The sequence below is a fragment of the Chryseobacterium tructae genome (assembly GCF_030409875.1).
In the GTDB taxonomy this organism is placed as follows: Bacteria; Bacteroidota; Bacteroidia; order Flavobacteriales; family Weeksellaceae; genus Chryseobacterium; species Chryseobacterium tructae.
In genome coordinates this window covers 459,428-472,571 of record NZ_JAUFQR010000001.1, presented here as the reverse complement: position 1 = coordinate 472,571, position 13,144 = coordinate 459,428, and the positions used below count along the sequence as shown (strand labels likewise).

The 13,144-nt window shown below is 35.2% G+C and carries 9 protein-coding genes and 1 pseudogene; 2 read left to right on the top strand and 8 right to left on the bottom strand.

Annotated elements, in window-relative coordinates:
• From rlmD to lpxB, 8 genes and pseudogenes are all read right to left on the bottom strand, one after another.
• Complete coding sequence (gene rlmD, locus QWZ06_RS02175) at window positions 1–1,413, bottom strand: 23S rRNA (uracil(1939)-C(5))-methyltransferase RlmD (RefSeq protein WP_290295504.1); 1,413 nt, start codon at window positions 1,411–1,413, stop codon at window positions 1–3.
• Window positions 1,414–1,521: 108 nt separating this feature from the next.
• Window positions 1,522–3,051, bottom strand: coding sequence for a TlpA family protein disulfide reductase (locus tag QWZ06_RS02170; RefSeq protein WP_290295503.1), 1,530 nt, complete (start codon window positions 3,049–3,051; stop codon window positions 1,522–1,524).
• A 312-nt stretch (window positions 3,052–3,363) separates the two neighbouring features.
• On the bottom strand, window positions 3,364–4,134 hold the full coding sequence (locus tag QWZ06_RS02165; protein ID WP_290295502.1) for a succinate dehydrogenase/fumarate reductase iron-sulfur subunit: 771 nt from the start codon (window positions 4,132–4,134) through the stop codon (window positions 3,364–3,366).
• 24 nt (window positions 4,135–4,158) lie between these two features.
• A pseudogene (locus QWZ06_RS02160) lies at window positions 4,159–6,170 on the bottom strand (fumarate reductase/succinate dehydrogenase flavoprotein subunit).
• Window positions 6,171–6,185: 15 nt separating this feature from the next.
• A complete protein-coding gene (locus QWZ06_RS02155) occupies window positions 6,186–6,848 on the bottom strand; it encodes a succinate dehydrogenase cytochrome b subunit (protein WP_045501149.1) in 663 nt (220 codons plus the stop codon).
• A gap of 146 nt (window positions 6,849–6,994) precedes the next feature.
• Window positions 6,995–8,773: a ComEC/Rec2 family competence protein gene (locus QWZ06_RS02150; RefSeq protein WP_290295500.1), complete on the bottom strand. Its 1,779-nt coding sequence runs from the start codon at window positions 8,771–8,773 to the stop codon at window positions 6,995–6,997.
• Window positions 8,774–8,911: 138 nt separating this feature from the next.
• A complete protein-coding gene (locus QWZ06_RS02145) occupies window positions 8,912–9,925 on the bottom strand; it encodes a glycoside hydrolase family 99 protein (protein WP_290295499.1) in 1,014 nt (337 codons plus the stop codon).
• Between the two features lie 115 nt (window positions 9,926–10,040).
• The gene (gene lpxB / locus QWZ06_RS02140) at window positions 10,041–11,144 is read right to left on the bottom strand and encodes a lipid-A-disaccharide synthase (RefSeq protein WP_290295498.1); all 1,104 of its coding nucleotides are present in this window, start codon (window positions 11,142–11,144) and stop codon (window positions 10,041–10,043) included.
• Between the two features lie 146 nt (window positions 11,145–11,290).
• Between lpxB and QWZ06_RS02135 the strand changes: the two genes are divergently transcribed.
• Together QWZ06_RS02135 and QWZ06_RS02130 are read left to right on the top strand one after the other, a co-directional pair.
• Window positions 11,291–11,800, top strand: a complete 510-nt coding sequence (locus QWZ06_RS02135; protein ID WP_290295497.1) for a DUF2480 family protein — start codon at window positions 11,291–11,293, stop codon at window positions 11,798–11,800.
• 2 nt (window positions 11,801–11,802) lie between these two features.
• Window positions 11,803–13,062, top strand: a complete 1,260-nt coding sequence (locus tag QWZ06_RS02130) for a protein O-mannosyl-transferase family (RefSeq protein ID WP_290295496.1) — start codon at window positions 11,803–11,805, stop codon at window positions 13,060–13,062.
• Window positions 13,063–13,144 lie beyond the last annotated feature (82 nt).

Here is a 13,144-nt window from a genome sequence, read left to right as displayed (position 1 = left end):
TTATTTTTTAATCAGCAATGCTATATTTTCTACGTGATGAGTTTGTGGGAACATATCTACCGGTAATATTTTTACTACAGTATAGTGTTCTTTCATCAATGCTAAGTCTCTTGCCTGCGTAGCTGAATTACAGCTTACATACACTACTTTTTCAGGAGCCAACTTCAAGATTTGCTCAACTACTTTTTGGTGCATTCCATCTCTTGGTGGATCTGTAATCAACACATCTGCTTTAGGATGGTTCTCCATAAACTCGTCGTTAAAGACATTTTTCATATCTCCACAATAGAACGTTGTATTGGTAAGGCCATTTAATTCAGCATGTTCAATGGCTGCATCAATTGCTTCCTGAACAGATTCTATTCCGATAACCTGTTTTGCATTTCTTGCCACATACTGAGCAATGGTTCCTGTTCCTGTATATAAATCGTACACTACTTCATCTCCTTTCAGATCTGCAAATTCAAGTGTTTTTCTGTATAATTCCAGGGCTTGCTTATAGTTGGTCTGGAAGAATGATTTAGGCCCGATTTTAAATTTCAGTCCATCCATTTCTTCCATTAAATATCCTTCTCCAAAATAGATGTTGATATCCAGATCATAAATAGAGTCATTGGCCTTTGGATTAATAGCATACACCAATGTCTTAATTTGCGGAAACTTCTCTAATATAAATGCAAAAAGTTTTTCTCTATTTTCTTTTTCTTCTCTAAAAAGCTGGAATAATACCATCCACTCTCCTTTAGAGTTTTGTCTCATCATCAACGTTCTCAGGAATCCTTCATGATTTCTTACATCAAAGAAGTCTAATCCGTTGTCAACAGCATATTTCTTCACCGCTAATCGGATTGCATTGGAAGGGTCTTCCTGTAGAAAACATTCTTTAAGATCTAAGATCTTACTCCACATTCCCGGAATATGGAAACCTAGAGCATCTTTGCTTCCAAAGTTTTCTTCAGAGCTGATCTCGTATTGGGTAAGCCATCTCGCATTGGAGAAAGAAAACTCCATTTTATTTCTATAAAAATACTGTTCTTTAGAGCCCAGAATGGATAGGGTTTCAAAATCCTCGATCCCACCAATTCTTTTAATATTATTATAGACTTCTTCCTGTTTAAAATCAAGCTGCTTTTCGTAGCTCATATTTTGCCATTTACATCCACCACAAGTTCCAAAGTGAATACATTTTGGTTCTGTTCTGAAAGGAGACTTTTCCAGTACTTCTACAGCTTCACCTTCATAATATTTGGACTTGGCTTTTTTCACTCTAACATTTACAATATCACCTGGAATTGCTCCCGAAACTAATACTGTTTTACCATCTTCTGTTTTACCAATTGCCACACCTTTTGCTCCGGCATTCAACAGCTTTATATTTTCAAGAACTAAATTTTTCTTATTCTTTCTACTCATTCTAAAATTTTCTATTTTCCTAATCGAAACTTCAAAAGTTTCACTTTGCAAAAATACAATAAAAAAAACCTTATCCGAAGATAAGGTTCTGATCTATATTAAAGTTTATTATTTTGTAGGTGCAGGTTGAGGATTTGCAGGCTGCGGTGCAGTAGGATCAACCTGTAATTGAGGCTGCATTTGTGCATTCGGGTCTACTCTTGGAGCTGAAAGCCCTGTAAGTTTATCCAAAATGGTTACTAATTCCTGCTCACCAAGATTTACAAATGATCTGCTGGCAATTTTTCCATCTTTATCCACAATTACAAAGCAAGGCAACTTGAATCCATATACTCCGTATTTTTTAGCGATGTCAGATTCCATTCCTTTTTCTCCGTAAACGTTTACTCCTGGAATTCCTTTTAATAAAGAATTGCTTGTTTTAATAAACTGATCTTTTGTATCATCTACATTTACAAAAACAAAGTTCATTTTAGACTTGTAGAAATTTACAACTTCTTTTAAAACCGGCATTGTAGCTTCACCGATATAAGGATTCCATGAAGCGTAGAAGAATACCATATAAGGTTTTCCTTTGTTTTCAGAAAGCTTGTATGCTTTTCCGTCTTGTTTTATCAGAGCAGCTTCAGGAGCAACTTCACCAATCTTAAGACCTGTAATTGCCATCTGCATTTTTAACAGATCACTTTTGATCGTAGCATCTTTGATATCTGTATCAATAAGTTTCTTGATCTTATCAATATTAGCAGTTGGAGAGGTTGGGTGAATATCTGCCTGAGCCATTACAAATGCTAAAAGGTAGTCTTTTGCTGTTTGAGAGATATCTTTTTTAGTGCTCAGATATTTAGCAAACATTTCTGAAGTAGTGATTCCAGTTTTATTTTTACTGTTCGCTTCCGCATATTTTTGGAAATCCGGAGTCATTTTTACAAGAAGATATTGTCTGTAAAGCGGAATAGTTTTCACCATTGCGTCTTTATCACTGTCAAGTTTAGTTTCATAATCCGTCAAAGCTTTAGAAGGCTTATAAGAAGGATTACCAGACATTGCTCCGTGTGACATTTCATAATTAGCAAGAAGATTAAGGATCGTTACTTTAACATCGTTTTTCTTCCAGTCTAAAAGGGCTTTACTAGGGTTATTTTTAGCTGCAAGATCATCAACATTCTTATTGATATCCGATTCTACTTTTTGCATCCCTTTAACAAATGCAGCTTCATCGCCAGCCATTAACTGTCTTAAGTTAACTTTATTACCATAGTCTCCCAAGAATTTTTGGGTTGCTGTAAGGAAATCATTATTCTTTTTAGCATCTCCGGTAATCACATATTCATTAGGGAATGTTAATGCATTTCCTGAGATATTTACTTTTTGTCCTCCTTCAAGATAGATTAAGTTTTGTTTGCTGGCATAATTGATAACATACATTCCGTCTTTAGGAGCATCAAAGCTTCCTGAAAAGTTTCCATCTTTATCCAGACCAATATTAATTAAAGGCAAGGTTCCTACTCCAGAAGCTTCTACAAATTCGATTCTTTCTAATGGTGAGCTTCCTGTAATTTTCCCTTTTACTTCTACTTTTTTTGAACAAGACATCACGAAAATCGCGATGATAAACAATAAAAGATATTTTTTCATTTCAATTTTTAATATTACACAAAAATACGCTTTTTAGGGCATGTTAATTCACACTGATTATTTTTTTTAAAAATTTTATTACCACCGATAAAAAGGGACATTTCAATTACTTTATCTCTCAATTTTTCAGGGGCAAAAAGCAACTGAAATGATAAGCTTTTCAGATCATTCAACTGCCCTCCAAATATATACTTATTCGGCAAAGTAAACCTAAGATCTGTCAATAAGTTAACAAACTTTAACAACTAAAATACTAATATAAAAAAAATCGCCCCCGAAACGAGGGCGATTTTTAAGTATTTTGAATCAATTCTATCCTTGATCTACAAGAGCAGACATATATTCTCTGTTCATTCTTGCGATATTCTCAAGAGAAATACCTTTAGGGCATTCAATTTCACAAGCACCAGTGTTTGAACAGTTTCCGAATCCTTCTTCGTCCATAGCTTTCACCATGTTCAGAACTCTTCTCTTAGCTTCTACTCTACCTTGAGGAAGTAATGCATACTGAGAAACCTTAGCTCCTACAAACAGCATTGCTGATCCGTTTTTTTTACATGTTGCTACACAAGCTCCACATCCGATACAAGCAGCAGCATCCATTGCCTTGTCTGCATCTTCTTTAGGAACAGGAATAGCGTTAGCATCCAATGTATTTCCTGAAGTATTTACAGAGATGAAACCACCTGCTGCCATTACTCTGTCGAATGCGCTTCTGTCTACCATCAAGTCTTTGATAACAGGGAAAGCAGCACTTCTCCAAGGTTCAATAACGATAGTCTCTCCATCTTTGAACATTCTCATGTGAAGCTGACAAGTAGTAATACCTGTATCAGGACCATGAGCTCTACCGTTGATGTAAAGAGAACACATTCCGCAGATCCCTTCACGACAGTCGTGATCGAAAGCGATAGGTTCTTTTCCTTCGTTAATTAAGTTTTCGTTCAGAATATCCAACATCTCCAAAAATGAAGAGTCTGTAGATACATCTGATATTTTGTAGGTCTCAAACTGACCTTTAGTTTTACTATTTTTCTGTCTCCAAATTTTCAGCGTAAGATGTAAGCCTTTTTTTGCACTCATAATGTTATATTTATAGGTTGGAGATTATTTATAACTTCTAGTTTAACCTCGATGTTGTCATATATCAGTTCTTCTTTATGCAATACTTCCGCATTGATATTTTCTCCCTGATATTCCCAAGCTCCGACGTATTTGAAATTTACGTCGTCTCTTTCCGCTTCTCCATCCGGAGTAGCGTGATCCCAACGGAAATGACCACCACAAGATTCTTCTCTGTTTAACGCATCGATAGCCATTAGCTGTCCTAGTTCAAGGAAGTCTGCTACTCTGAATGCTTTTTCAAGCTCAGTGTTCATTCCATCACCTTCTCCAGGTACTTTTACGTTCTTCCAGAAGTCGTTTCTTACTTCTTCAATTTCTTTGATTGCTTCTTTCAATCCTTCAGGAGTTCTTCCCATTCCTACTTTATTCCACATGATGTGTCCTAGTTTCTTGTGGAAGTGGTCTACTGAGTGAGTTCCTTTATTATTAATGAAGAAATCAACTTTATCTTTAATTCCTTTTTCGGCTTCGTCAAACGCTGCTGAAGAGGTAGGAATTTCTCCTGTTCTGATATCTGCAGAAAGGTAATCTGCGATCGTATAAGGCAATACGAAATATCCGTCTGCAAGACCTTGCATCAATGCAGATGCACCAAGTCTGTTAGCTCCGTGATCTGAAAAGTTAGCTTCACCAATTACGAAACATCCAGGGATGGTAGACTGAAGGTTATAATCAACCCATACACCACCCATTGTATAGTGAACTGCAGGATAGATCTTCATTGGAGTTTTGTAAGGATCATCAGCTGTAATTTTTTCGTACATTACGAATAAGTTACCGTATTTCTCCTCAACCCAGCTCTTACCAAGGTCATAAAGCTGCTGCTCTGTAGGATTGTGAATATGTTTTTCGATAGCGGCTTCTTTACCTTTTTTCATGATCTCTGTAGAGAAATCAAGGTATACCCCTTCCTGAGTATCATTATTCTCGATTCCGAATCCGGCATCACATCTTTCTTTAGCTGCTCTTGAAGCAACGTCTCTCGGTACAAGGTTACCGAATGCAGGATATCTTCTTTCTAAATAGTAATCTCTATCTTCTTCTTTAATGTTTTCAGGTCTTAATTTACCTTCTCTGATGGCTACTGAATCTTCAATCTTTTTAGGAACCCAGATTCTTCCGGAGTTTCTTAATGATTCAGACATCAAAGTTAATTTAGACTGCTGAGTTCCATGAACCGGAATACAAGTCGGGTGAATCTGTACATAGCAAGGGTTTGCAAAATAAGCTCCTTTTTTGTGGATCTTCCAAGCAGCAGAAACGTTTGATCCCATTGCGTTGGTAGAAAGGAAATATACGTTTCCGTATCCTCCTGAAGCGATTACAACTGCGTGTGCTGAATGTCTTTCGATTTCACCTGTTACAAGGTTTCTTGCGATAATTCCTCTTGCTTTTCCGTCAACAATTACAAGGTCTAGCATTTCATGACGGTTGTACATCTTGATTCTCCCTTTACCGATTTGACGGCTCATTGAAGAGTATGCTCCTAATAATAACTGTTGTCCTGTTTGTCCTTTTGCGTAGAATGTTCTTTTTACCTGAACCCCACCAAATGAACGGTTATCTAACTGACCGCCGTAATCTCTACCGAAAGGAACTCCTTGGGAAACACACTGGTCAATAATATTTGCAGAAACTTCAGCTAATCTGTAAACGTTAGCCTCTCTTGCTCTATAGTCACCACCTTTGATGGTATCGTAGAACAATCTGTAGGTAGAGTCACCATCTCCTTGGTAATTTTTAGCTGCGTTAATCCCTCCCTGAGCTGCAATAGAGTGCGCTCTTCTTGGAGAATCCTGGTAGCAGAATGCTTTTACATTATATCCTTGCTCAGCTAAAGTAGCTGCAGCAGAACCTCCTGCCAAACCTGTACCTACAACAATAATATCAATCTTATCTCTGTTGTTTGGTGCAACAAGGTTCATATGATCTTTATGATTTTTCCACTTGTCTTTAAGAGGACCCGCTGGAATTCTTGAATCTAATTTACTCATACTAGTATATTGATATTATTGAGTTATAAAATGAAAAACTGCCACGATGATAAATCCTGCCGGAATAAGGATAGAATACCATGTTCCGAAAGCCTTGATCACGGGCGTATATTTTGGATGTCTTGCTCCAATAGACTGGAATGAAGACTGGAATCCGTGAGCCAAGTGTAAGCCCAATAGTACAAAAGAGATCACATATAGAGCTACTCTCCATAAATCTGCAAACTTCTCATGAAGTTCCGGCCAGAAACGTTCTGAATCGGGAGCGATTCCCTCTACATACTTATAGTTGATTTCATGTAACCAGAAATCATATAAGTGAAGCGCCAAGAAAGCCAACACAACTGCCCCGGAAATAATCATATTTCTGGACATCCATGAAGAATTTACAGCAGCATTGTTTGATGCATACTTTACTGGACGCGCTTTATTATTCTTGATTTCAAGCACAAATCCCATCGCAAAATGGAAAATTACTGCAAAACCAAGAATAGGCTGCATTAAGAACTGCACAAAAGGATTATAGCCCATAAACTCAGATGCTGTATTGAATGCATCCCTGTTTAGAACTGATAACAAATTGGTTGTCAAATGCAGTATAAGAAAAATCAGCAAAAACATAGCTGATAATGCCATAGCGTATTTTCTACCTATCGTAGAACTCGTTAAACCTGCCATATAAGTTTAAATTTGAATTTCCCACAAAATTAAGAAATGTTAACAAGATCGAAAAGTGAGAAATCTCACAATTAGACAGTTTGTAATCTTTCTAAATAAGAGCTTTATGCGTTATAAATAAAGAAAAACCAAAAAATCAAAATTTTTTATTTCATATCATAAACCTGATCCTCAAAAACTATTTTTTTAGTTGAAAAAGGAATTTGCCTTATTTCAAAATGCTCTATTCTTCTGGATGAACAATAAGGTTCAACCACAAATTGTAAAACTTTTTCCTTGTCTGTCATATCCTGAATCCAAAAGCAAGCTTTACTCCCATTCTTTATTGAAATAATTTCCTTCTTTTTAAAAACATGAAAAAGCACTTCTTTCTTCTGATTTTCAAAGACATTGAATCCAGTTCTTATCATTAAAAACGCCAAAACAGCAATGATGAAATTCATGGAATTTTTAAAATAAAATTTTAAAATTAAGGCTCTCAGTAAATATACTATTACTGATACTGATAATACTTCGATCAAATTCATTGGAATATTTTTGATCAATACAGCATCTGCTCCAGCAAACCAATGAATCCCCTTCAAAAGGAACTGAATAGAAACATCATACAGTTTATTAATAAAGCTAAAATCAATACCCAAAGCAATAAGAAGTGTCATCAGAAATGAAAACACAATAATCACTTCAGAAAAAGGAACAATAATAAAATTGGCAATAATCGAAATCAACGAAAACTGATGAAAGTAATACAATACCAATGGAAGTGTTGCCAATTGTGCAGATAAGGATATTGTGATCGTATTAAAGATTAGTTTTTTAAAATAATTATCCTGTCTAGGAAAAAGCTTCAAAAGAGGTTGATTCAACCAAAATATTCCTAATACAGCCAGAAAACTAAGCTGGAATCCTACATCAAAAAGTTGCTGAGAATCAAACACTAAAATAATAAATACTGACAAAGCTAGCGAGTGTAATAAATCCGGTTTTCTCTGCAGAATAACAAAAATAAAATACACTGTCAACATGATACAGGCCCTCAGCACTGAGTTCCCAAATCCAATAAACAAGGCAAACAACCAAATAAAAATCAGACTTAAAATAATCGCATATTTTCTAAACTGCAATGGAATGAAACGAATCATCAAAAAATAAAAAAGGCCAAAAATAATTACAATATGAGTTCCTGAAATAGCCAATAAATGAACCAGTCCAGACCTGTTGAAATCCTGAACAGTAGTGGCATCCATTTCAGTTCTGTCTGCCAGGATAATTCCTTTCAAAAATGCTCTGGTAGTTTCAGACATTTTCGTGTTGTCGATTTTCCACAAAACATTGAGCCTATACTGTTTAATCTGATCCCTATAACTCAAATCATTTCTTTCTGTAGAAGAAATTTCGTTTGAGATATAAGCCTGATGGTCAATATTTCTTCTTTTCAGATATTGCGCATAATTGAATTGAAAATCATATTGAGGTTTTTGGGGTTGTGTAATATAGGTTTCAGCTTTGTAATAATGCTTAAAGTCTAATTCTGCATTATTTTTGGGAATATAAAAGATAGAATTAAAACTAATTCCTCCCCATTCCCCCACCCCTTCATATTTCTTGTATTTTTCTGTTGAATTTAATTTCTGGGAAATTTTAAAAACAACAATTTCTTTTTTATGGGTCGGAAGATTATTTTTTTGAGATAGAGTATTATAAAAGTGAAGAATACATCCTATTCCCAAAAACAACATTCCCATTAAAATTACTCTGGATTTATGCAAAAAATAAGTAGTAAAGAAAATAGAAATTACAATTCCAAGATTAATAGCAACAATTCCATATATCCAGCCTTTCTCCAACGTAAACTTATCCTGAAAAAAAATTCCAAGAATAAAACATATGGCCAAGATCAGCAAAGGTTCTCTATTCAATTTCAATCAATTACATTTTCAATATAAGAAATTGAAAATTCGCTTGCTATCACTGTAATTACTAAATAAAACACCCTGCCATCTTCAAAGAGATTAACAGGGCGCTTATATTTTTGCTATGAAATCACGTTTACATAAAAAGTTTTACTTTCCTTTTAAAAACTTATCCGCTAAACGCTTGGTTTCTTTGATATACATCCATGGATCTTTTCCATAATTTTCGTAGGTAAAATCCCCAGTCTTTTTAGGAATGGCAGGTTCTATCTGAGTTCCTTCATGCCATTCATTAAAAGAAGTAATCCCTATAAATTGTGGATGAACTTTAATGGCTGCATCAAACATTTTTTCATAGTATTTACCGTTTTCCCTGCTTTTAAAATTCGCTTCATTCCAAGGTCTGATTCTGGTATCGGAATAACCAGGCCCTACACACGGGATAAAAATAAGCTGATGCTCTTTGGCATATTGAGCCATGAAATCCCAATTAGCAGTTGTGCTGCCAAAAACGAATCCTTCACTGGCAAAATAGGTATAAAAACCATCAAATCCAGCTTTATCGAAAAAGACAGAATCATTTTTTTCTACCCATAAACCGATATACAGTCCATCTAATTCTGTATTGCGTACACTCTTCTCTCCATTTTTAGAAAGCAGCTTCGCCCACTCCTCAGGAGCTATTTTATAGCTGTCATAGACATAGTACAAAGGCTTCCCATCCTTTTTGTAAAAAGCGGGATGATCGGAATATGTTTTCACAAGATAAGAAAGCTGATCTCTAAGTTCTGTCACCGATTTATAAAACGGTTCTATGTGGAATGCTATTTTTAAATGGAAACGGTCTGCGATGTCCAGATACTGTATCAAACTTTTATCGGTAAAAGAGTCTTTTCCCAACCAGCTTACGACCACAACGCCTACACCTGAATCTTTTATCATCTTCATGTGTTTTTCTATGATCGTTTTATCATTGGAACTGTAATTGCCTAATTCCGGATAAAAATTGGCTCCAATATCGTCACCTCCTTTATGATTCCCAAGATTATTCCATTGAGGATTGCTCCAATGCGGAATAATTTCATGATTCCAGTGCTGCAGGCTGCCATCTGTTTTCTGATTACCATACCAGCCATAATAGAAGATTTGGACTTTATCTCTCAATGCCTCACCTTTTTGGGCAAAACTTTTTGAAAAGAAAAATGTACAAACTAAGAATAAAAGAAAATTCTTTACTTGTTTCATTGTATATGAGGAATTAAGATCTCGGAGATTGGCCTCAGACTTTTAAAATTATCTCAGCTGCATGATCACTAGCCCCTTTACCACCTAGCTTTTCTCTCAAAAGACTATAGTCATTCAGAACCTGTTCTCTTTTCCCTCCTTCTAAAATTTTATTGAGTTCGTCTACCAGATTTTTAGTATTCAAATCATTTTGGATCAGTTCTTTTACTACTTCCCTATCCATGATAAGATTGACTAATGAAATATAATTGATATTTTTTACAAGTCTTTTGGCAATGGCATAAGAAATCTTACTACCACGGTAGCATACCACTTCAGGAATATTCAGCAAAGCAGTTTCTAAAGTAGCCGTTCCGGAAGTTACCAAAGCTGCTTTGGAACATCTCAGCAGATCATATGTTTTGTTTGAAACAAAGTGTACATTATCATCTACATAGTTCTGATAAAATTCTTTCGGAAGACTTGGAGCTCCGGCAATAACAAATTGATAATCTTTAAAGTGTGGCCTTACGGAAAGCATGATTTCAAGCATTTTCTCTACTTCCTGCTTTCTGGAACCCGGTAAAAGTGCAATGATCTCTTTCTCATTCAGCCCATGCTCTTTTTTAAAGTCACCCATATTGATCTCCTTTAAATCAGAAATGGCATCTAGCAAAGGATGGCCTACAAAATGGGAATGAACACCATGTTTCCTATAAAAATCTTCTTCAAAAGGAAGAATAACCATCATTTCATCTACATATTTTTTGATGATTTCTACTCTTCCTTCTTTCCACGCCCAAAGTTGTGGTGAAATATAATAAATCACTTTAATACCCAATTCTTTGGCAAATCGAGCGATTCTCAAATTAAAACCGGGATAATCTACCAGAATTAAAACATCCGGTCTATTATTCAGAATATCTTCTTTACAGAGTTTAATATTATTTAAAATTGTTCTCAGATTCATAACCACTTCCAGAAACCCCATAAAAGCCAGATCACGGTAATGTTTTACCAATGTTCCGCCCTGAGCTTTCATCAGGTCACCGCCCCAAAATCTAAACTCCGCATTCGGATCCTTTTGTTTAAGAGCTTTCATCAAATTGCTTCCATGAAGATCACCGGAAGCTTCTCCTGCAATAATATAATATTTCATTTCCTCAGAAATCTTTATTTGTTTTAATGACCATCAAAAACAACCTTTTACTTTAAATCATGGGCAGCTTCTATGGTAAGGATAGAGAACAAATTAAAATGTATATTGATCTTAATTCGTAAATTTGTTCAAAGATAATGATAAAAATGTCAGAAGAATTTGAAATCCGAAATAAAGTTGCTGAAAGCGGCCTTGTAAATTTTGACCTTACAACTTTGCTTCCAAAGGGAGAAAGGAAAGGTATTGACCTTAAAGATTTCCTTTTCCAGGAGATGATTCTGAAGGAAAAAGATTTCCGTGAAAAAGTGGAAGCCATCGATGTTGAAGAATACAGAAATTCATACATTTATATTTACAATTCTGTAGATACTATTATCCCACTTTGGGCTTATTTTGTACTTACGGCTAAATTGACTGATGTAGCCAAAAAGATCGTGTTTGGAAACCGTGAGGATTTGGAAGTTATTCTGATGCATAATGCTATTCAAACCTATGATTTTGAAGATATGAGAGGGAAAAGAGTTCTTGTAAAGGGCTGTTCGGATAAAGAAATTCCTGAAAATGCCTATATAGAACTGGTAGAACAACTAAAACCTCTTGTGAAGTCTCTCATGTTTGGAGAAGCATGTTCTAATGTACCCATTGTAAAAAACTAAGAATGAAGCAATCTCTATCCGCAATAGCTTTATTTTTTATTTTTTTAGTCATTTATTATATCGGGAGTTTTACCAAAATTCCCTTTGCCGATTGTGTAGGGTTTGTTCTTTCTGTAGAAAAAGGTGAGTTTGAAACCACGGCTACAGCAACCTCCCACTTTTTATATACCAATACGGGAATCTTTATTAAAAACCTAACCGGTCTTCATGCGATTGAGGCCAGTCGGCTTCTTGTTGTTAGTTCCGGTGCGATAACAGTTGCTATTGTATATCTGATTGTAAAAACCATTACGAAAATACAATGGACGGCTATTACCGCAGCATTTGTATTCGGCTTCAGCTTTTCTTTCTGGAGAAATGCTGAAATTGTAGAAGTGTATACTTATAATTCTCTATGGGTAAGTCTCTTCTTTCTTTCCATGGTTAAGGTTTTTATTGAGAAGAAAAATATTCACATTATACTGAGCAGTTTATTTTTGGGAATCGCTCTCTGGGTACATATCCAGAATATTTTATTAATCCCTGCTCTACTGCTTTTCTTATTCTATTTCAGACAGGAAAAAAAATATGTATATCCTTCGTTTATTCTTTTTGCAGTGTTATTTTCATCATTGTTTATTCTGAATATGTCTCAAGGTTTACCATTTAAATCTTTTTATTCTTCCGATCAGGGAACATGGGTAGAAGATTCTCTGAAACAGACCCCCATGCAATTGGTAAAAGATTTTTTCCAGTCTTTTGTATATCTTATTTACAACTTCAATATTTTTATATTTTTCGGAATAGTGGGAATGGGGTTACTCTATAAAGCTAACCAAAAAATGTTTTATGTCTTTTTTATTGCCGCGTTATTGGTGTATGGATTCTCTACATTCTATCTTGTTTCTGATAATTATGTATTTTTCCTTCCATTCAACATTATTTTTGCATTGTCTATTGGATATGGACTTTCTTCGGTAAAATATGTTTCATTTAAAAAGTTTTCTTGGGTATGTCTGCTGATTCCTTTAGGCTATGTTTTTGCCTATCATGCGGTATTACTTACAGAAAAAGGCAGAGAGGCTGATGCTTTCAAAAAGTATAAAGGCGGGATGAACTATTACTTAGTTCCATGGATGAATGACAATGTAGGAATTTTGGAATTCACGGTTGATCATAAAACAGCACCGGAACCTATTAGCTGGATGACGGTAAGTGCCAAAGAATATATAAGAGTATTAAAGAGCAAGGGATATACGGAAGAAGAGATCAGAAAACTTTAACAATAATTATGAATCCTAAATATTTTGTGAGGCATATTTTTTGATAACTTTGAGTCAATTAATACTTTAACAAACACAAAAA